The sequence below is a fragment of the Acinetobacter sp. MD2 genome (assembly GCF_035615575.1).
In the GTDB taxonomy this organism is placed as follows: domain Bacteria; phylum Pseudomonadota; class Gammaproteobacteria; order Pseudomonadales; family Moraxellaceae; genus Acinetobacter.
Window position 1 is genome coordinate 82,130 of record NZ_VTDK01000005.1, and the last position, 21,104, is coordinate 103,233.

General features: G+C 41.3%; 20 protein-coding genes. 11 read left to right on the top strand and 9 right to left on the bottom strand.

The window, feature by feature from the left end:
* Positions 1–3 precede the first annotated feature (3 nt).
* Positions 4–177 (top strand): hypothetical protein, encoded by a 174-nt coding sequence (locus FXN70_RS08570; protein ID WP_324647052.1) that lies wholly within the window; start codon positions 4–6, stop codon positions 175–177.
* 2 nt (positions 178–179) lie between these two features.
* Here the strand turns inward: FXN70_RS08570 and nth are convergent, their stop codons facing one another.
* From nth to FXN70_RS08585, 3 genes are all read right to left on the bottom strand, one after another.
* Complete coding sequence (gene nth, locus FXN70_RS08575) at positions 180–842, bottom strand: endonuclease III (protein ID WP_324647053.1); 663 nt, start codon at positions 840–842, stop codon at positions 180–182.
* Positions 839–1,636 carry an RnfABCDGE type electron transport complex subunit B gene (locus FXN70_RS08580; protein WP_324647054.1) on the bottom strand — a complete coding sequence of 266 codons (798 nt, stop codon included), beginning with the start codon at positions 1,634–1,636 and terminating at the stop codon, positions 839–841. Before FXN70_RS08580 ends, nth begins: the two co-directional genes overlap by 4 nt.
* A 157-nt stretch (positions 1,637–1,793) precedes the next feature.
* Positions 1,794–2,573: a ferredoxin--NADP reductase gene (locus FXN70_RS08585; RefSeq protein ID WP_324647055.1), complete on the bottom strand. Its 780-nt coding sequence runs from the start codon at positions 2,571–2,573 to the stop codon at positions 1,794–1,796.
* 100 nt (positions 2,574–2,673) lie between these two features.
* On the opposite strand from FXN70_RS08585, the gene tsaA reads away from it, so the two are divergent.
* Both tsaA and FXN70_RS08595 read left to right on the top strand, forming a co-directional pair.
* On the top strand, positions 2,674–3,390 hold the full coding sequence (gene tsaA, locus FXN70_RS08590; protein ID WP_324647056.1) for a tRNA (N6-threonylcarbamoyladenosine(37)-N6)-methyltransferase TrmO: 717 nt from the start codon (positions 2,674–2,676) through the stop codon (positions 3,388–3,390).
* A gap of 134 nt (positions 3,391–3,524) precedes the next feature.
* On the top strand, positions 3,525–5,294 hold the full coding sequence (locus FXN70_RS08595) for a GspE/PulE family protein (RefSeq protein WP_324647057.1): 1,770 nt from the start codon (positions 3,525–3,527) through the stop codon (positions 5,292–5,294).
* A gap of 102 nt (positions 5,295–5,396) precedes the next feature.
* On the opposite strand, the gene hemP is transcribed toward FXN70_RS08595, so the two are convergent.
* Positions 5,397–5,567, bottom strand: a complete 171-nt coding sequence (hemP, locus tag FXN70_RS08600) for a hemin uptake protein HemP (RefSeq protein ID WP_324626326.1) — start codon at positions 5,565–5,567, stop codon at positions 5,397–5,399.
* 139 nt (positions 5,568–5,706) lie between these two features.
* Between hemP and FXN70_RS08605 the strand changes: the two genes are divergently transcribed.
* The gene (locus FXN70_RS08605) at positions 5,707–6,600 is read left to right on the top strand and encodes a thiamine phosphate synthase (protein ID WP_324647058.1); all 894 of its coding nucleotides are present in this window, start codon (positions 5,707–5,709) and stop codon (positions 6,598–6,600) included.
* A 14-nt stretch (positions 6,601–6,614) separates the two neighbouring features.
* Here the strand turns inward: FXN70_RS08605 and FXN70_RS08610 are convergent, their stop codons facing one another.
* On the bottom strand, positions 6,615–7,133 hold the full coding sequence (locus FXN70_RS08610) for a tetratricopeptide repeat protein (RefSeq protein ID WP_324647059.1): 519 nt from the start codon (positions 7,131–7,133) through the stop codon (positions 6,615–6,617).
* Between the two features lie 19 nt (positions 7,134–7,152).
* Complete coding sequence (gene mrcB / locus FXN70_RS08615) at positions 7,153–9,528, bottom strand: penicillin-binding protein 1B (RefSeq protein WP_324647060.1); 2,376 nt, start codon at positions 9,526–9,528, stop codon at positions 7,153–7,155.
* A gap of 190 nt (positions 9,529–9,718) precedes the next feature.
* Here mrcB and FXN70_RS08620 point away from each other — a divergent pair, with 190 nt between their 5' ends.
* Genes FXN70_RS08620 through FXN70_RS08630 form a run of 3 tightly spaced genes read left to right on the top strand, consistent with a single transcriptional unit; the run spans position 9,719 to position 11,360 of the window.
* The gene (locus tag FXN70_RS08620) at positions 9,719–10,627 is read left to right on the top strand and encodes an NAD(+) kinase (RefSeq protein ID WP_324647061.1); all 909 of its coding nucleotides are present in this window, start codon (positions 9,719–9,721) and stop codon (positions 10,625–10,627) included.
* Position 10,628: 1 nt separating this feature from the next.
* A complete protein-coding gene (locus FXN70_RS08625; protein WP_324647062.1) occupies positions 10,629–10,901 on the top strand; it encodes a YeaC family protein in 273 nt (90 codons plus the stop codon).
* Positions 10,902–10,946: 45 nt separating this feature from the next.
* Positions 10,947–11,360 carry a hypothetical protein gene (locus tag FXN70_RS08630; protein ID WP_324647063.1) on the top strand — a complete coding sequence of 138 codons (414 nt, stop codon included), beginning with the start codon at positions 10,947–10,949 and terminating at the stop codon, positions 11,358–11,360.
* A gap of 54 nt (positions 11,361–11,414) precedes the next feature.
* Here FXN70_RS08630 and FXN70_RS08635 read toward each other — a convergent pair whose 3' ends face one another.
* Positions 11,415–12,425: a glycosyl transferase family protein gene (locus FXN70_RS08635; protein ID WP_324647064.1), complete on the bottom strand. Its 1,011-nt coding sequence runs from the start codon at positions 12,423–12,425 to the stop codon at positions 11,415–11,417.
* 358 nt (positions 12,426–12,783) lie between these two features.
* Between FXN70_RS08635 and pheA the strand changes: the two genes are divergently transcribed.
* The 3 genes from pheA (at position 12,784) to FXN70_RS08650 (ending at position 17,843) form a co-directional block, all read left to right on the top strand.
* A complete protein-coding gene (pheA, locus tag FXN70_RS08640) occupies positions 12,784–13,890 on the top strand; it encodes a prephenate dehydratase (protein ID WP_324647065.1) in 1,107 nt (368 codons plus the stop codon).
* A gap of 95 nt (positions 13,891–13,985) precedes the next feature.
* On the top strand, positions 13,986–16,232 hold the full coding sequence (locus tag FXN70_RS08645) for a bifunctional prephenate dehydrogenase/3-phosphoshikimate 1-carboxyvinyltransferase (RefSeq protein ID WP_324647187.1): 2,247 nt from the start codon (positions 13,986–13,988) through the stop codon (positions 16,230–16,232).
* A 147-nt stretch (positions 16,233–16,379) separates the two neighbouring features.
* Entirely contained in the window at positions 16,380–17,843 is a 1,464-nt protein-coding gene (locus FXN70_RS08650) for an aminoacyl-histidine dipeptidase (protein ID WP_324647066.1), read from the top strand.
* A gap of 224 nt (positions 17,844–18,067) precedes the next feature.
* On the opposite strand, the gene FXN70_RS08655 is transcribed toward FXN70_RS08650, so the two are convergent.
* Positions 18,068–18,697, bottom strand: a complete 630-nt coding sequence (locus FXN70_RS08655) for a hydrolase (protein ID WP_324647067.1) — start codon at positions 18,695–18,697, stop codon at positions 18,068–18,070.
* A 120-nt stretch (positions 18,698–18,817) separates the two neighbouring features.
* Here FXN70_RS08655 and yaaA point away from each other — a divergent pair, with 120 nt between their 5' ends.
* Positions 18,818–19,597, top strand: a complete 780-nt coding sequence (yaaA, locus tag FXN70_RS08660) for a peroxide stress protein YaaA (RefSeq protein WP_324647069.1) — start codon at positions 18,818–18,820, stop codon at positions 19,595–19,597.
* 53 nt (positions 19,598–19,650) lie between these two features.
* Here the strand turns inward: yaaA and phrB are convergent, their stop codons facing one another.
* Positions 19,651–21,078 (bottom strand): deoxyribodipyrimidine photo-lyase, encoded by a 1,428-nt coding sequence (gene phrB, locus FXN70_RS08665; protein ID WP_324647070.1) that lies wholly within the window; start codon positions 21,076–21,078, stop codon positions 19,651–19,653.
* Between the last annotated feature and the right edge of the window lie 26 nt (positions 21,079–21,104).

Below are 21,104 nucleotides of genomic sequence, written 5' to 3' on the forward strand. Positions count from 1 at the left end.
GAAATGTTAAAAGTTGCATTAATTGCATTGGTGGTCGTTAGCTTTATTTTATTATTGGCACTGCTTCGCCAAAGTAAGCGGATGTTAAATGATGTACAAAAACAAAATGCGGCGTTGCCGAAAAAACCGCAACAACGCGAGTTACATCCAAAATTAAAGCAGCATCAAGATCAATAGATTTATTTAATTGCACCAAACTCAAAGCGTTCAGGCCAATTGCATACGTCAGACACAATGCACTCGCCACATTTGGGTTTTCGCGCGATACAGCAATAACGCCCATGCAAAATGAGCCAATGGTGTGAGTCTAGAATAAATTCTTTTGGAATTACTTTAATGAGGCGATGTTCGACTTCTAATACATTTTTTCCTATGGCTAAACCCGTGCGGTTGCCTAATCTAAAAATGTGGGTATCTACCGCCATGGTCGGTTGGCCAAAGGCAGTATTAAGTACGACATTGGCCGTTTTTCGCCCTACACCAGGTAGAGCTTCTAAATCTTTACGGTTGTTTGGAACTTGACTGTGATGCTGTTCGAGTAAAATTTGACAGGTTTTAATCACATTTTCGGCTTTAGAGTTGTATAAGCCGATGGTTTTAATATAACTTTTTAAATTATCTACGCCCAAATGAAAGATTTTTTCAGGCGTGTTGGCAACAGGAAATAGCTTGTCAGTGGCTTTATTTACGCTGACATCGGTGGCCTGTGCTGAAAGCATCACTGCAATTAATAGTTCAAATGGATTGGAATAATTTAGTTCAGTTTCAGGATGTGGGCGCTGTTCGCGTAAGCGTTCAAAAAAGGTTTGAATCTGCTTTTTAGTCATATTTTTACTGCTCATGCACCCTCCATGAGTTTTGAGAGTTCAATTTGCAGTTGTTCAAATTGTTGACGCTTCACCATGTCGTCTCGTACGGATAATTGTTTTTCGAGTTTTTTGATTTGGGTGCGTAATTTGGCAAGTTGAATGGTTGTTTTGGCATCTTGTGTAGCAGGAGCAGCCGTATTTTTTTCTGCCAATTGAATAGTGGGCACAGCAGTTAAAAACTGTGAGAATTCGGCAAACAATTCACTGTCAATTTCGGCACGTACAATAGGGCCTTTGCGTACTATGCTACGCTGCTCTTCACGTTGAATATGTGCATAATAACGGTAGCGTAAATCGTTTTGTTCAGCTTGCTGCTGTACTGGTGTTGGCAAGGGCTGTGGGTCGGCAATTAAGTCAATACAGTCGACAGGGCAAGGCGGAATACAGAGTTCACAACCTGTGCACAGGTCGGTTAAAATTGTATGCATCACTTTACCACTGCCAATAATCGCATCGACAGGGCAAGCGCTAATGCATTTGGTGCAGCCAATACATTCATCTTCACGAATAACAGCTTTCATACGCTGTGGGCGGCCATCGGTTTGAATAGGCCAAGCACTAGCTTCAGCAATCAATTTTGGTCGTTGTAAAATTTCAGCCAAAGCATCTGCCACAGGTTGCCCGCCTGGCACGCATTTGTTGGCGGCTTCGCCTTGTGTAATCGATTGGGCATACGGCAAGCATCCGTCTCGATGTCCACATAAACCACATTGGGTTTGGGGCAATTGTGCATCAATTTGCTGGATGAGAGAAAAGGTTGAACTCATTTGGCTACTAACTACAACGAAAAAGAAGGTGAAATGACAGAAGCTTGTCAGGGTGCGATGTTAACATAAATGCCGCAGCAAGGCGGAATTTTGAAAAAGTAGACGGCTAAAAAAGCAAAAAGCCAACGACAGTGTTGGCTTTTTACCATATTACAGCTTATTTTTCGACAAAGGCACGTTCAATCACGTAATCGCCCATTTCACCCATACGTGGCGATTCTTTTAAACCATGTTGGTCAAGTAATGCTGCCACATCTTTTAAGAACGATGGGCTACCGCAGAGCATTGCACGGTCTGTTTCAGGGTTAAAACGAGGCAAACCAATTTTGTCAAAAATTGCGCCTGTTTCAATTGCGGTAGTAACACGACCTTGGGTGTGGAATTCTTCACGGGTAACTGTTGGGTAATACACTAATTTTTCTTTAATGCCCAGTTCTTCAAAGAATTCATGATTTGGCAATTCATTTAAAATTAAATCTTGATACGCCAATTCACTAACAAAACGTGTACCGTGTACCACAATCACTTTTTCATAGCGTTCGTAAGTTTCTGGGTCACGAATCACAGATAAGAACGGTGCAAGGCCTGTACCTGATGACAATAAATATAAATTTTTACCCGGAAGGAGGTCATCTAAAACTAAAGTGCCTGTTGGTTTTTTTGAAATTAAGATTTCATCACCGACTTGGACTTTTTGCAAAATTGACGTTAAAGGGCCATCTTGCACTTTAATTGAGAAAAATTCGAGTTCTTCTTCATAATTCGCACTGGCAATAGAGTAAGCACGCATTAATGGCTTGCCATTGACTTCTAAACCAATCATCACGAATTGACCATTTTTGAAACGTAAACTTTGGTCACGTGTAGTTTTAAAACTAAATAAAGTGTCATTCCAATGGTGAACGTCTGTAATGCGTTCAACGTTAAAAGCAGCCATTCGAGCAATCTCAAGTACGAATAATAAATTGATAGGTATTTTAATCTAAAATGATACCCGATAAACTGAATATATTTAATTGTCTTTATCAGAAATAATGATGAAAGAATCGATAACCATTCCAATTGTTGGAGTGATGTGTTCTCCCTACAAAGAAAAGTTTGGTATTCCACGTCAGCCTAATTTGGTTGATGTTGAAAGCTATATTGAAATGTATGCACCTTATGACACTGAACAGGCTTTTGAAGGCTTAACTGAATTTAGTCATATTTGGTTGTTATGGCAGTTTCACCAAAATAAAGCCCAAGACAAAACCAGTTTTCGGGCCCAAGTGCGCCCACCACGTTTAGGTGGTAATGAAAAAATTGGCGTGTTTGCAACTCGTAGTATGTATCGTCCTGCACCCATTGGTTTGTCGGTGGTGCAATTAAAACGGATTGTGCGGGAACAAGGGCGCTTGCGGGTGTATGTGCAAGGCAGTGATTTACTGGATGCAACGCCAATTGTCGATATTAAACCCTATATTGCCTATTCTGATGCAGTTTTAACTGCAAACAGTGGCTATGCTATGCAAGCACCAACTCTAAAGCCTGTACGATGGCAGGCAGAAGCGTTATTACAGCAACAGCATTATTTAGAACAAGGTACACTTTCACTGCAAACCTTGGTTGAATTAGAGCAAGTATTGGCTTTAGATCCACGTCCCGCCTATCAACATGACGCTGAACGGATCTATGGATTGACTTTTGCTATCTTTAATATTCGGTTTTTGGTACAACAGGAGGCTGTTGTTATTACAGAAATACAACTCGGCTAAGAAGTATTTGGTTTTATGCGTACCTTTAACTAAAGATATTTTTAAGGTAGATAATCTATATTACGCTATATTGTCATCTAAGGGCACTATATTGGCTGCTTAGTTTTTATGATGGATCTGTTAAGGAAAAGGATATGAGCACAGTGCATCGATTAGATCAATTCTCTTTTATGCTCGATTTGACTTGGTGTGTCGATCAATTGCTTGAAGATGGGAAAATCTCTGAGCGAGATCGTGCATTGGTGCTTACAACACAGCGGACTCGTGCGCAATTGACATGGCATCCGCTGCAATGGATTGCACAATTTAATTTAAAAGATTTGCATCAAGCCGAAGCTTTAAATTTAAGAGTCTTATGTGAATGGCTCGCACAAAAATCTGGAATTCCTTTTTTTAGGATTGATCCGTTAAAGGCAGATGTACCTTCTTTAACTGCAATTATGCCGCAGGATTTTGCATCACATAACCATATTTTAGCGGTTGCAGTCAGTGACACCGAGGTTGTGATTGGTACAGATCAGCCGTTTATGAAGGATTGGCTACCCAATTTAGAGCATCGGGTTAAACCGAAAAAAATTAAACGGGTGTTGATTAATCCTGAGCAATTTCAACGCTATTTGGTTGAATATTATCAGGTAAGTCGTGCGGTGCATTCATCTAAAAATGATTTTTCAGGTGAAAATCAAAATGTTGAAGCATTATTGCAACTAGGGGATTTACAAAACCCCGATGCGAACGATCAGCACATTGTAAAGTTGGTTGACTGGGTGTTTCAGTTTGCTTTTGAGCAAGGCGCAAGTGATATTCATTTAGAACCACGCCGTGAAAAAAGCAAAATTCGCTTTCGTATCGATGGCGTATTACACACCATTTACAATATGCCAACCAATACCCTTAATGCTGTAATTGCGCGGATTAAAATTTTAGGCCGTATGAATGTGGCTGAAAAACGTAAACCGCAAGATGGACGTATTAAAACCAGAACGCCAAAAGGCACTGAAACAGAATTACGTTTAGCAACCATGCCCACCGCTTTTGGTGAAAAAATGGTACTGCGTATTTTTGATCCTGAGGTGTTGGTACGTAGTTTTGCACAGTTGGGTTTTGACGGTAGTTTATTGCAAAAATGGCAAGAAATTACCCAAAATAGTCATGGTATTATTTTGGTCACAGGCCCAACAGGTTCGGGTAAAACGACTACCTTGTATTCGTCATTAAAACAGTTGGCAACGGAACAAGTTAACGTCTGTACCATTGAAGATCCAATTGAAATGATTGAGCCAAGTTTTAACCAAATGCAGGTGAATCATAATATTGATTTAACCTTTGCTGATGGTATTCGTGCCTTAATGCGACAAGACCCTGATATTGTCATGGTTGGTGAGATTCGAGATCGGGATACTGCTGATATGGCAATTCAAGCTGCATTGACTGGGCATTTGGTTTTATCTACGTTGCATACGAATGATGCGCCATCGAGTTTAACGCGTTTACACGATTTAGGCGTACAGCCATTTTTATCTGCCGCAACATTGCTTGGCGTTTTAGCACAGCGTTTGGTACGTAGACTGTGCTCTGAATGTAAACAACTAGCACCAACGGACGAGTATCAATGGAAATGCTTGACCACTGGTTATAGTGTGGTGATGCCACAGCAAACCTGTGTGGCTGTTGGCTGTGAAGCGTGTCGTTTTACGGGCTATAAAGGGCGGGTGGGTTTGTATGAATTTATGCCATTAAGTCTTGAAATTAAGCAGTTGGTGAGTGATAACGCACCTTTAGCACAACTGCGTCAACAGGCCAAAATGGAAGGCGTAGAACCACTGCGGATTGCAGGTGCACGTCAAATTATGGCAGGTTTAACCTCACTTGAAGAAGTACTGCGTGTTGTACCATTGCTATAAGCGATTGAACTTTTAAATAACAAAAGCAGCGATTTCGCTGCTTTTTATTTTTATTGTTTTAATGAAGTTTTTGTTATTTTCAACACCACAAAGTGTGTGGAATTATTTGGTTAGAATTAGGCGGTTGTTGCGGGTTAAGCGTAAGCGATATTCTTCGCCTGCGTGCATAATACGAATTTCACGACCTAGTGCGAATAGATTGTTTGAATGGAGCATGGGCAAAGATTGAGTTGCTTCTGTATTACGGGTAAAAAAGTTAAAAGGTGCGTTCATTTTAGGATATTCCGTGGTGTGTTTGAGTAAATAAATGATAATCATTATCGAATAAACCTGTCAATCTTAATTTTGGCAATTTATAAAAAACTTTGTAACACGTACACTAAGCTTAAATTGGTATAAGAGGGCTTGGCATTTGAAAGCAAAAGTGGATGTAGCGATTGGCTTAATTTTTTCGAAAGCACGTGTTTTGGTGGGGTGGCGTGAAGCTAAACAACATCAAGGTAATAAGCACGAATTTCCAGGTGGAAAAGTTGAGCAAGGTGAGTCACCAGTACAAGCATGTCGCCGAGAAATTTTAGAAGAAGTCGGTGTTGATATTGCCAATTGGCATACTTTTGATGAAATTGAACATGAATATGCGGATGTTTCAGTGCGCTTACATTTATTTTTTGCGAATTTGGCATCTGAACAGTTATTGCAGGTCAGGCAGCCGTGGAACTGGTATACACGCCATGAATTACAATATTTAAATTTTCCTAAAGCCAATGCAGACATTGTGGCACGTTTAAATTTCCCAACTCAATTGAAGATCACAACAGACTTGGCCCAATGCCAGAATCAAGCCGATCATTTGGTTTATTTCCGTCCAGAACAGTGGACGCAAGCCGAAATTCAAGCCGTTGTAAATTTATCAATTCAGCAACAGGCATTGCTCATTTTAAATGAACAGCATTGGCATGCCCTGAATCAACCAGCATTAAAGTTGGCAGGACTACATTTAAAACAGTCGCAGCTAATGCAAAAAAACAAGGGTGATTTAGAAGAAGGTCAGCGTTATTTCGCAGCCTGTCATGACTTAGAAAGTCTACAACATGCACAAAATGTAGGCTGTGAAGCGGTTTTGTTAAGTCCTATTTTAACAACATTAAGCCACCCCAATACAACACCTTTAGGCTGGGAACAGGCAGGGCAATGGATAGGTCAAATTGATGTGCCTGCCTTTGCTTTGGGCGGTATGAAACCTGACCAATTCGTACAGGCGCAGCAATACGGATTTTATGGAATTGCGGGAATTTCACAATTTTAACATTTAGGGCAAATTTATTTTTGCCCTTGGTTGGCCAGTTTTTGAATTTGTAGTAATTGATTGGTGGTTGCATCATCTGAGGCAAGACTTAGTCCACGTAATACCAAAGCTTTGGCTTGTGAAACCTGTTTTTGTGCTAGCGCACTTTGGGCAAGTACTACATAACTTTGTGCAGCTTGTGGTGCAATACGCTGTGCTTGGGTTGCTAGACGCTCAGCTTGTGTATATTGCTGTTGTTTAAGTGCAGCTTGTGCTTGTGCCATGGTGCTTTTAAAAGCAGGTAAGTTAGAGCCATCATTTGCAGAAGGCTGTGGTGCTTGTTTGGGCACAATGACAGTGGGTGAAACGGGCGTACGCTTAATTTCACCTGGATGATAAGGCGTGATGGTCACGCCATTGGCATTGGTTTTAGGTTCAGAAACAGATGGTGCGCTTGTTTGGGTTTTACTTTGATGTATAGGCTGGGTTGGTAAGCCTGTACATCCTACCAACAATGTTGTTGCTGTAAGGCCAAAAACAAATTTTAAACGCATCATTTTGCTCCTGTTATACTTAGTTTGGTTCATAGCTGCCGCTTGAAATCACACGAGTTGGCGCAGCATTATCTGCATCACTCTCATGAATCAAATTTTCAATTCCATCGGGTTGCGATGTTGTTGGTGCAGAAGCATCTGAATCTGGTGCAATTTGATAGCCTGGTAAAGCACAAGCGGTTGATTTATTTGGAACACGCGAAGCCAATAATGGAATATACATCGCACCTACACAGCCCTGTGCTGATAAGTTACCTGTCGCAGAGTCAATCCATTGCCATTGAACATCATTCGGTTGCTTGATGTTGACAGGGCTTTGATGTAATTGCTTCATTACATTAATCCAGACAGGTAAAGCACCTGATGAACCAGTTAATCCTGTAATTTTGTTGTCATCACGGCCTAACCAAACCACGGTTAAATAGCTGCCCGAGAAACCTGCAAACCATGAATCGCGCGCATCGTTGGTAGTGCCCGACTTACCTGCAAGTTTTAAGCTAGATGGTAAGCTACGATATGCCGCTTGTCCTGTACCTGAGTTCATTACCTGTTGCATGCCGTAAGTTAAAATATAGGCACTTGCAGGGTTGATGGTTTGTTGTACATCTAAGCTGTAACGATCTAAAATTTTTCCATTTTGATCGACCACAGAGCGAATGGCTTTGGTTGGATACTTAAAGCCACCTGTTGCAAAGTTGTTATAAATACCCAGTACTTCCATTGGTGACATATTAATTGCACCAAGGAAAATAGAAGGATAAGCAGGGATTGGGCTTGTCACACCAAACTTGCGTAGTTCATTGCTAAAGTTTGCAACGCCAAATTCTTGACCTAAATGAACGGCAGCAAGGTTATAAGAATGTTCAAGCGCTTGTACCATTGGTACCATGCCATGACCGCCGCCACTATAGTTTTTCGGTGTCCAATTTTTACCATTACTTGGAATGCTAATTTCTGTATCGGGTACTAAAGTTGCCCAGTTATAACGTCCTGAATCAATTGCGCTTGCATAAATGGCAGGCTTGAGCAGTGAGCCGACTTGGCGTTTGGCATCTAAAGTACGGTTAAAGCCTGTAAAACTTTGAGTTGAGCCAATTGCTGCAACCAATTCGCCGTTATCAGGGCGTTGTACCAAAACGGCACCTTGCAAATTGCTTAAAACACGTGGGTTTTTGCGACTTAATTCTTCAACTGTTTGTTTTAATGAATTTTGTGCTTTGGTTTGAGCAACTGGGTCTAAGGTTGTAAAAATACGTAAACCCTGATTGGTCAAGTCAGATTCTTGATATTGGCTGCGTAATTGACGACGTACAATATCCATAAAATCGGGGAAGCGTGAAGGACCTAAGGCAGGTTTTTCGACCACGCCAAGAGGGCGAGCACTTTCTTTTTCATATTGTGCTTGAGTGATGTAGTTCATCACTAGCATATTATGTAATACGGTATTACGGCGATTAAGCGCACCTTCAGGATTACGCCACGGATTATACAAAGAAGGACCTTGTACTAAACCCACCAAATAGGCTTGTTGTGCAATGTTCAATTCACGTAACGGTAAACCAAAATAGAATTGTGCGGCTAGTCCATACCCATTAATTGAATAATTACCATTTTGCCCCAAATGAACTTCGTTTAAATAGGCTTCTAATATGTCATCTTTGCTGTAGTGCATTTCAAGCAAAAGTGCCATTAACGCTTCATTCGCTTTACGCTTATAGGTTTGCTCTGGTGATAAGAAGAAATTCTTCACCAATTGCTGCGTGAGGGTTGAGCCACCTTGACGCTTACCCCCCGTAACATTACTCATAATGGCACGTGCTGTGCCACGTACTGATATACCATGATGATGATAAAAATCACGATCTTCGGTTGAAACTAAAGCTTCAATTAAAGGTTTTGGTACATTTTTAAGTTTAATCAGCACGCGGTCTTCGTTGTGCTGCGGGTAAATTCCGCCAATAAGCATGGGTTCTAAACGGGTCATGCCATTGCTATTAGGCTTTGTGGTTTGCACGTCACGAATACTGTCTTGTGCAAATTGAATATTTAAGACTTGTTCAGGTTCGCTACTATCACCAAAGTCAAAACCACGGGTATGTATATAAATGGTATTGCCATTGAGTAAGAATGTTCCCGGGCGAGCATAATTTTCGGCACGTTTATAACCCAAAATGCTCAACTCTTCTAAAAAGTCAGCTTCACTGATCGGTGCTTGATTATAAATTTCGAGTGGACGTGCATAAACTTTTGCTGGAATGTCCCAACGTTGACCTTCAAATTTCGTTCGAATGGTATTGTCCAAACCTACAAGGTAAAAGCTCAGCGCAAGAAAACCGCCAATCACCAAGAGGCAAAAAATAAGTGCAAAAATGCTAAGGCCGCGTTGTGACTTCATAAAAAGTGATAAGCTATCCGAGATAAACAGTGTAATCATGCGAAGCTTTTAAAAAATTTGCAATGATTATTCGTATCCCAATACAAGAATCTGTACAAAACTATAGATCAATCAAACGCTTTGCGGACGTGAAAAAACATTTTGACAACGTGCTATGATAGGTCTGAATCGGAATGGAGCGCTTCAATAGGTGAAAATCTCACACAAGTCATTTCGCAACATTGGATTAATCGGGCGACCAGATAAGTCCTCTGTGGTCGACACACTATGTTTGATTTACGACCACTTGCTAGTTTTAGGTTTGCATCCTATTTTTGATGTTGAAACTGCAAAATTGGTACCGTATCAGGATTGCCAAATTGTAGGGCGACACTTAATGGGTGAGGTGGCAGACTTAGTGGTCGTGGTTGGTGGCGATGGCTCATTACTGCATGCTGCACGTGCATTAGTAAAGTACAACATCCCTGTGGTTGGAGTAAACCGTGGACGTTTAGGATTTTTAACCGACATTAAGCCAAGCATGGTGTTAAGTAAACTCGACCAAGTTTTAAAAGGTGATTTTGAATTAGATAAACGCTTTTTGTTAGAGATGGAAGTGCGTTCTGGCGCTGATGTGCTGTATCAGGCGATTGCTTTAAATGACATTGTGCTGCATTCGGGCCGTTCGGTACACATGATTGACTTTGAGTTAATGATTGATGGTCAATTTGTTTATCGTCAGCATAGTGATGGTTTAATTGTATCAACACCAACAGGTTCAACGGCTTATGCGTTGTCGGGTGGTGGGCCAATTTTACATCCAAGTATGGATGCAATTGCCTTAGTGCCAATGCACCCACATACCTTATCTTCACGTCCAATTATTGTGGGCGATCAAAGTGAAATAAAAATTCGAGTCCAAGAAAACCGCGTGATGCCAATGGTGAGTGCCGATGGTCAAAATAGCGTGGCACTCAATCCAGGTGATGCCTTACATATTCGTAAGCATCCGTTTAAATTAAATTTACTGCATCCACCAGGTTATGACTTTTATATGTCGTGCCGAACTAAGTTAGGATGGAACCAAGATTTTGAAGCGTTAACGCAGCAGGAAGAATGAAATGAATGTTGAACAAATGTTGTCGGTATTAGATGCAGATATTGTTGCCCGACTCAAAACAGCAGTAGAGATTGGCAAATGGCCCAATGGTATTGCCTTAACCCAAGAACAACGTGAAACGTGTATGCAAGCGGTTTTAGCATGGGAATATAAAAACTTACCAGAAGAACAGCGCACAGGATATATTGACCGAGGCAGCAAAAAAGACGGTGAAGAATGTGATGACGATCATCACACACATGAACCTGAATTTACTCCAATTCGCTTCGTTTAATCGATTTGGGATTAAAAATTACACAGGTGGGATTGGAGACTCATCATGAGCACTTTAGGTTTAAGAATCATCGGCAGTTTGTTGTTCTTGCTGCCCGTGCTGACAAGTGCAAAACAACCCATTATATGTGTAATACACGCGAAGGTCATACCAAGTCAAAAATATGGTGCGCCTAAAACTGAATATACGCACCTTAAAAATGACGGCAGACCCATGTTGCTAGTTGGTATTGATATCGTATCGAGTCGTGTTGTAGGTAGTTCTAAACATAGGCAACAGCAGCATTATTGCCAAAGTTTGATTGGTCAGAAAAAAGATATTTATTTGTCAGGAAGCTTTGACCCCAATGACATTCAAATTCATTTGGGTGATGAATTGAAATTAAAGCATCTGCATTTATCTGCCAAACAATATCCGTTTTGGCCTGACTTTTATTATCCGCTAACAGATCATTCTTAACATTGCATAGACCATTGCTTTATGGGTCTATGCAGATTTTTGATGAATCAACAGTTATGCTGAAGGTTTATTTAGGCGCGTTTGCCATAATGTTTTTGCTAAAGTCATGGCGGCATCAAAATCATTCACCACGCGCATGCTATATAACGCAATGCCCATCGTTTCAATCACGGCAACTTCGCCATATTCATGTTGTTGTTTGTCTTCCCAAACTGCTTTAAAACGTGATAATTCAAGTTCTTCTTCAGCACTACTGCGTTCTGCGGTCAGTTTAGGTAATTCATACTCGTACATTTCGCCGTCACGAATACCGCAAATTAAGGTTTTTGCATCAGGATTCCGTTCAAATTCACCGCCTTCACCTTTAATCACCACGCTATTTTGATAACCTAGGTGATGTGCCGTATGTTGGTGCGATGTGCGATACGCAGGATGGAAAATGGCTTGTAAGCTGGCTTTGGCATTAAATGGATTAATTAAACGTGCCAATGTATGAATTGGCGAGCGTAGGCCCATCACATTGCGTAGCCCAATTAACTCATCTAACACTGGAGAAATCACTGCAAGTGGTAAATAGGCAAAATGACGAGTGTTCAGTTGTATCTCAACATCTGCCTGATTTTGACAAATTGGATAGCCTAAGTAGTCGAGTACATTCTCGGTATAGACCCGATTTAAGGTATGACCCGCTGCGCCGTGCATAACCACACGATAACCATGCTGTGCTAAAGTTAATGCTGCCAGTAAGAACCACGGATAATGTTTGCGTTTACCTGCATAAGATGACCAATCTAAATCGACTTCAAGCGGGGTAAATGGGAGTTGATCGCGCGTGGCCTGAACAAAACCTGCCAATTCTTCTACCGATTCTTCCTTAACCCGTAATAGCATTAAAAATGCGCCAAGTTGCACATCTAAAACTTCACCCTTTAAAATAAGTGCAAAAGCATCATAAGCTTCTTGATAGGTGAGGGATCGAGCACCTGTTTTTCCTTTGCCAATAATGCGGATGTACTGTGCAAAAGGATGTTCCAAGTCTTTATATAGATTACGCTTTGTGTTCATATCTGGGTCGCACTATTGGAGTCACTTAGAATCATACCCAATTTTAGCGGTAAGATGCAGTCTTTATTGGGATGAAAAATCAGGGTTTATTCACATTTTATGTCAATCTACGTTAAGTTTTTGGGGTGAATAAAAGAGAATAAAATGCGATATGGCATTGTTTTCAATATATGGTAAATTGAATATGACAGCGCTTGCATATAAGAATTGAAATTGAATGATCAAAATAATTATTTGTTATGGTGTCATCCTATCTTGAGTTTAATGTTTATCGGTAAGATTTCATCTTGAGTAACGTGCTTGATTTGAATATAGTTATACGTGCAATTAATCCGTTAGGCGTATAGGGCGAATAAACATGGTCCATGATGATCATTCAACGACTTCTCTAAATTTAGATCAAATCCGTTCAGATATTGATAGTGTCGATCAGCAAATACAAGATTTACTTAATCGCCGTGCGCGTTTAGCAGAGGCGGTGGCAAAGGCAAAATTTGCAACCGAAGAGAATCCGTTATTTTATCGCCCTGAACGTGAAGCACAGGTTTTGCGTAAAGTCATGGAGCGTAATCAAGGGCCGTTATCTGACTTAACGATGGCACGTTTATTTCGTGAAATTATGTCGGCATGTTTGGCACTTGAAGCACCGCAAAGTATTGCATTTTTAGGGCCTGAAGGCACATTTACCCATGCCGCGGCATTAAAACATTTTGGTCAAGACGCGGTGGTGCGTCCAATTACCACCATTGATGAAGTATTCCGTGAAGTCGAAGCGGGTAGCGCACATTATGGCGTAGTGCCTGTTGAAAATTCATCTGAAGGTGTGGTGAATCATACTTTAGATTGTTTTAAACAATCGAATTTGCATGTGATTGGTGAAGTTGAACTGCGTATTCATCATCAATTTTTAATTTCGGAAAACACCCGTAAAGACAGTATTAAGCAAATTTATGCGCATCAACAAGCCTTAGCACAATGCCGTAAATGGCTCGATGCACATTATCCTGGGGTTGAGCGTGTCGCATTGTCGTCTAATGCTGAAGCGGCGCGCCGTATTCGTAACGAATGGCACTCTGCTGCGATTGCCTCGGATATTGCCGCAAGCACCTATGGCTTAGAAACGCTGCACAGTAATATTGAAGATAATCCTGAAAATACCACGCGCTTTTTGGTGATTGGGCGTGAGAAAATTCCAGTGAGTGGCAATGATAAAACTTCATTGTTGATTGCGGCACATGACCGTGCTGGTGCATTATTGGATATTTTAGAGCCATTTGCGAAGCATCAAATTAGTTTAACCAGCATTGAAACTCGTCCTGCATTACCTGAAAAATGGGCTTATGTGTTCTTTATTGACTTAGAAGGACATATTGACCAAGCCAATGTTGCGGCAGCGATTGAAGAAATTCGCCCAACCGTGAAAGAGTTACGGGTGTTAGGTTCTTATCCTGCTGCGGTACTTTAAGCATATTGCTGTGTGCTGTGAGGCATGCAGCACATTAAACAATAGATTTAAAAAGGGCTAAGGCTTATGTTGTTGCACAAGGCGAGAGGGTAATGATGACATCTCCGCTGTTTCATAAAGTGGCATTTATTGGTTTAGGATTAATTGGTTCAAGTTTAGCTCGGGTTATTCAGGCGCATGGCTTAGCTGAGCAAGTCGTGGCATCCACCCGTTCAGAGCAAACGTTAACCGATGCCAAAACGCTGGGTTTAATCCAACACGGTTATACTTCGCCCGAAGCTGCTGTGAAAGATGCTGACCTAGTGGTACTGGCATTACCTGTGCAGGCCACCGAAAAAGTTTTGCATTTAATTCGCCCTTATTTAAGTGAACATGCCATTTTAACAGACGTTGGCAGTACGAAAGGCAATGTGGTTGAAGCTGCGCAGCGGGTTTTTGGTGATATGTTGCCTGTTGGTTTTGTACCGGGGCATCCCATTGCAGGCAGTGAACACACGGGTGTGCATGCAGGCAAAGTCGACTTATTTGCCAATCATAAAGTGATTTTAACACCACTTAAAAGCAGTGCTGATTGGGCGGTGGAAAAGCTCACCCATTTGTGGCAGGCAGCACAAGCTGAAGTCATTTGCATGGATGTTCAAAAGCACGATGAAGTCCTTGCACATACCAGTCATTTGCCACATTTAATGGCTTTTAACTTGGTCGAGCAGTTGGCAAATCGTGAAGATAACTTAGATATTTTCCGTTATGCAGCGGGCGGCTTTCGTGATTTTTCGCGCATTGCGGCGTCTGATCCTAACATGTGGCATGATATTTTCTTTGCCAATAAAACTGCCATTTTAAAAGCGGTGGATGGTTTTGAACAACAACTTGCAATCATTCGTAAGCTGATTGAAGATGATCAATCAACTCAACTTATGGGCCTACTTGAGCATGCTCAAGCGGCTCGTCAACATTTTAACCATATGCTTGCCAAAAAAACTGCATCGGAGGCACCTGCTGTGACCCAAACTTTTACTATTTTGCCACAGGCACACCAATTTAAAGGCACGTTTAGCGTTCCGGGTGATAAATCGGTGTCACATCGTTCGATTATGTTTGGTGCAATTGCCGAAGGTACAACGCATGTGACGGGCTTTTTGGAAGGTGAAGATGCATTAGCCACTTTACAAGCTTTTCGTGACATGGGGGTGGTAATTGAAGGGCCAGAAAATGGCAATGTCACCATTCATGGTGTGGGTATGCATGGTTTAAAAGCCCCTGAAAAAGCCTTGTATATGGGCAATTCAGGCACCAGTATGCGTCTGCTTTCGGGCATGTTATCGGCTCAAAAATTTGATACTGTGATGACAGGTGATGCGTCATTGTCAAAACGTCCAATGGAGCGTATTGCAAAGCCGCTACGGAGCATGGGTGCTCAGATTCAAACCACAGGTGAAAAAGGGACGCCGCCCGTTAGCATTACAGGAAATCAGACCTTAACAGGTGTGCATTACGACTTACCAATGGCATCGGCACAAGTTAAATCGGGTATTTTATTGGCAGGTTTATGGGCCAAAGGTGAAACTTCGGTAACTGAGCCTGAACCAACCCGTGACCATAGCGAGCGTATGTTACGCGCATTCGGTTATGACGTGAAAACTGAAGGCAATCGGATCTCACTTGTGGGTGGTGGTAAGCTTGTTGCAACCAATATTCAAGTGCCGTCCGATATTTCATCTGCTGCCTTCTTTATGGTTGGTGCCGCTATTTGTGAAAATGCCGATGTGACCTTAGAAGCTGTTGGCATTAACCCAACGCGTACGGGTGTCATCGAAATTTTAAAAGCGATGGGTGCAGACCTAGAAGTGTTAAATGAGCGTATTGCAGGCGGTGAGCCAATTGCAGACATTCGTATTCGTGGTACACGTACGCTTAAAGGCATTCATATTCCTGAAGATCAAGTACCACTTGCAATTGATGAATTTCCTGCCCTATTTGTTGCAGCAGCATGTGCCGAAGGGCAAACTGTTTTAACCGGTGCAGCTGAGCTACGTGTGAAAGAATCTGACCGTATTCAGGTGATGGCCGATGGCTTAATTGCGATGGGTATTGATTGTACGCCAACGGAAGATGGCATCATTATTGAAGGGAAAGGTCAATCAGGTGATTGGTCGGCGATTTTTAATGGCGCAGAGATTCAATCACACCATGACCACCGCATTGCCATGAGTTTTAGTATTGCAGGTTTGCGTGCAGCTCAAGCCATTAAAATTGTGGGCACAGAAACCGTTGCAACCAGCTTCCCAACCTTTACCGAGTTGACTGAGCAAGCAGGATTTAAGATTCAAGTTTCTGAATAAACTTGACTGTTTGATAAAAAATAAAATGCCAATTCGTTCGCGGATTGGCATTTTTATTGTGAGACTTTGATTAACTGAATGTTTTCTAATCCTTGCATAATTGGCTTTTGGTGTATAGTCAAAGTTGCTTGAAAAAGAGAATAAACAATGACAACTGCTGTTGATTTCACCCAACTCGAACCTCAAAACGTATGGGCGCATTTTGCGACCTTATGCCAAATTCCAAGACCATCTAAACAAGAGCAACAACTGCGCCAACATCTGCAAGATTGGGCGATTGCACGTGGTTTAGAAACGTATGTCGACACGATTGGTAATTTAATTATTCGTAAAGCTGCTACCCAAGGCATGGAGCATGTGGCAGGGGTAATTTTGCAAGGGCATATCGATATGGTGACCCAAGCTAATCGGGGTACAGTGCACGACTTTACTAAAGATCCGATTCAACCCATCTTAAAAGACGGCTGGCTAATTGCAGAAAACACAACTTTAGGTGCAGACAATGGGATTGGTGTGGCATTGGCATTGGCTGTTTTAGACAGTGATGATCTTGTGCATGGTCCAATTGAAGTGCTATTAACGGTAGATGAAGAAGCAGGCATGAGCGGTGCGCGCTTTTTAGAAAAAGATGTTTTACAAGGCAAATGGCTGTTTAATATTGACACCGAAGAATGGGGGCAATTGTATTTAGGTTGTGCGGGTAGTCAAGATATTGAAGTGATTCAAAGCCTCACCGCAGTAGCGATAAAGCCTGAATATACTGTAGTCGAAATTCAAGTATTAGGCTTAAGAGGCGGCCATTCTGGGGTGAGTATTCATCTTGGACGCGGCAATGCCAACCTTATTTTGGCGCAATTTTTACAGCAAAATTTAGCTGAACTTGGTGGACAATTGATCGAGTTTTCGGGTGGTACTGCACGCAATGCAATGGCGCGTGAAGCGGTAGCAAAAATTGCCATTTCTCCAATTGCTTTAGATGCACTGCGTCAAAAACTTACACTTGCTGAGCAAGCAGAAAAAACACGCTTAAGTGGTATTGATGATGGTATTGTCTTTAGCTTAACGTTATTAGATGAAGTCGTAACGCAGGCAATTGATGAAAAACAACAACAAGCATGGTTGAATGCTGTGGCAGATTGCCCGTATGGTGTCGCCAAAATGAGTGATACTTTGCCGAATGTGGTGGAAACCTCAAATAACGTTGGTGTAGTACGTTTAACGCCAAGCGAAGGAAGTGCATTACTCATGGTACGTTCAATGGTGAATACTGAGTTACAAGCCCACGTTGCTAAGTTACAAGCACATTTTGCAGAACAAGGTTTAAACTCGACCACAACTGCATTAATTTCAGGATGGACACCAAACCCAGAGTCGGCAGCGTTAAAATGTTTACAACAGGCCTATCTCAACAGTTTTCAAATTAATCCTGAACTAAAAGTGATTCATGCAGGCTTAGAGTGTGGAATTATTGCTGAGCATTATCCTGAATTACAAATGGTATCTTTTGGGCCAGACATTCGTGGGGCGCATGCACCGGGTGAGCGGGTAGAGGTGGAATCTGTAGCGAAATGTTGGATGCTACTTAAAGCCGCACTCGCAACGGTTAATTAATCATAGACTATTGAGCTGCATGGAACATTACCATGCAGCTCAGCCAATTAAGCATCTTAATTTAAGACGTTTTACCAGTCATGAATTCATGCTCAATATGGTATTGCATGTGACCCTTTAACATTGCAACGTATCCATAGCATTAACTTTCATTTGCTGTATGAAATAAGCATAAGCTGGAATATGCGATATTTTGGATGATTGAGTCGATATATCACACAATTTTATATGTTTAAATAACGCTCAAAAACTTGACGCAAAGGCTTTAAATAACCCGTAAAAAAGTGATTTGCCCCTGGAAAAATCGTAATTGGATGCTTTTGTGGTTTTGCCCATGCCACTAAATCATGCAGTAACGTAATATCATCTTCTTCGCCATGTACAAATAATAAATCACCGTTAATTTCAGGTGTTTCATAATGGCGTAAGCCTTTTACGCCTGCTGTTGGTAGGCCAGATAAAATCATTTGTTTAGGGCGTTGGGTCTCGTCTAAAGCTACATAACATTTAGCCAGAACATGTGCGCCAAAGCTAAAACCACCTGCATACAGTGGCAGGTTGGGATAGTGCGCGCGCAATTGTGAAATAACCGCTAAAATATCATGGGTTTCGCCAAAACCTTCTTCATGTGTGCCTTCGGTTAAACCTGCACCTCTAAAATTAGGGCGATAAACCACACAGCCTTTTTCGGTCAATATATTTGATAATAGCATTGGAATTTTATGCTGTGCATTGCCACCTTGTAAGGGGTGCGGATGGCACACCACTGCAACGGCTGTAATGGTAGTTTTAGGTTGATCGACAAATACTTCAATTTTCCCCGCAGGTCCTTGCAGGAAGATGGTTTCAGACATAAGTGACATCTTGAAATAAAAAATAGCTTCTATTTTACCGATAAACATGATGAAAAACACAAATTGGCATTCATTTGAATGGACTGTTATAGTGACCTGAATTAAAAAATTAGGACCATTATGCTCGCGCTCATTTCACCTGCAAAAACCTTGGACTACCAAACTGCATTACCAACAGACCAATTTACGCAGCCACGTCTTTTAACCGATTCGGCTGAATTAATTGACGTCACACGTCAACTTTCGGCCAGTCAAATTGCAAGCTTAATGAGTGTGAGTGAAAAAATTGCCCAATTAAATGCTGCGCGTTTTCAAGACTGGCAGCCCGAATTGAGTTTTGCCAATGCACGCCAAGCGATTTTCGCATTTAAGGGCGATGTTTATACAGGGCTTGATGCTTATGCTTTAAACGAGCATCAGCTTGAGTTTGCACAGCAACATTTACGAATGCTTTCGGGTTTATATGGATTGTTGCGTCCGCTCGATTTAATGATGCCTTATCGTTTGGAAATGGGCACTAAACTTGCCAATGGGCGTGGAGAAAATTTATATCGTTTTTGGGGTGATAAAATTACGCAGCTGATTAACCAAGACTTAGCTGATGCGAATACGGATTTACTGTTAAATTTGGCATCGGATGAATATTATAAAGCGGTGAAAGAAAGTCAGATTCAAGCGCAAATTATTAAACCTGTATTTTTAGATCAGAAAAATGGCAAATACAAAGTGATTAGTTTCTATGCCAAAAAAGCCCGTGGTTTAATGGCACGTTTTATGATTGAGCATCAAATTCAACGAGCTGAAGATTTAAAAAGCTTCCAAAGCGAGGGTTATTATTTCGATGCTAACAATTCATCTGAACAAGAATTGGTTTTTAAACGTGATGAACAAGCGGCTTAATATGTGCTTGAGTTAGGCGTAAATTACCATCATTTACGTCGCTCAATAGTGATTTAACCCAATGCTTTAAAGGCTTCAATAGCACGGACGCGACTGGTTTTTAAGTCGACAATCGGTTGTGGGTAGCCTAAACCTGCTTTATAGCCTTTCACATACGGTGCGTGAATACTTTTATCATCTAAAGTTGCAAGTTCAGGTAGCCATTGACGTAAATATTCACCTTTCGGGTCAAACTTTTCGGATTGGCTGATTGGGTTAAAAATCCGAAAATATGGCACAGCGTCGGTACCTGTCGAGGCTGACCATTGCCAACCACCATTATTGGCAGCTAAATCACCATCAATTAGCTGTTGCATAAACCATTGCTCGCCTTTACGCCAATCAATCAGTAAATTTTTACTTAAAAACATGGCGCAAATCATGCGGACACGGTTGTGCATCCAACCTGTGGCTTTAAGTTGTCGCATACCTGCATCGACAATTGGAATGCCAGTTTTGCCATTTTTCCATGCTTCAAAATCCTGTTTGTCATTGCGCCATTGTAAGGTGCTTGTTTTGGTTTGGAATGGCTGATGCTTCGATACTTCTGGAAAATCAAACAAAATATGTTGATAAAACTCACGCCACAATAACTCGTCAAGCCAACATTGTTGTCCTGCATTTTCTGGTGAAAATTGTCCGTGTTGTTTGTGGAATAATGCTTGAAGGCATTGTCGAATAGATAAAACCCCAATATTTAAATATGCAGCAAGTTGGCTAGTGGCATTTAAAGCAGGGAAGTCGCGCAGTTGTTGGTAATTGAAAACCTCATCTTCAATAAATTTGTCTAATTGCTGTTGGATGTAGTGTTCGCCTACAGGCCAAAGTTGTTGTAATTGATGTGAGATTTCTAAATAGCCTAAGTTGGGTAGTGTTGGAACTTCATCGTTAAAGTCCGTAATAGGTAAATGGGATGCTTGTACTTGAATGTCAGGATAACAAGCAGGCAATTGTATATTTAAACGTTGATAGCAATTTTGTTTAAATGCACCAAATACCTTATACGGTTGCCCCGATTGATTGCGGATACTGCCTATTGGAAATAAGGTTCGGTCTTGATGTGTATAAAAAGCAATTTTTGCCTGTTGTAATTGTTGTTGGCACAATAGGTCGCGTTGTTGCTCATGTACTGCAAATTCAGCATTGGCATGTACTGCTTGAATATTCAATTTTTGGCAAAGTGCCAATAAATGTTGAGCTACATTCTTCCAAAGCGGAATCGTTTGAATAATAAGTGGAATATTCAGTTGTTCAAGTTGTTGTTTAAGCTGTTGTAATTGTCTTAAATACAAGTCAATTTTTATTGGTGCATCGTCATGTATACGCCATTGTTCGGGCGATAAAACCACGTAGGCAATACATTCGGCGTGTTGGGTGGCATGCCACAGTGCGGCATTGTCTGCAATACGTAAATCTTGTCGAAACCAAATCAGTGTTTTCATCAAAAATCTTTTAATTGAAATGCAAG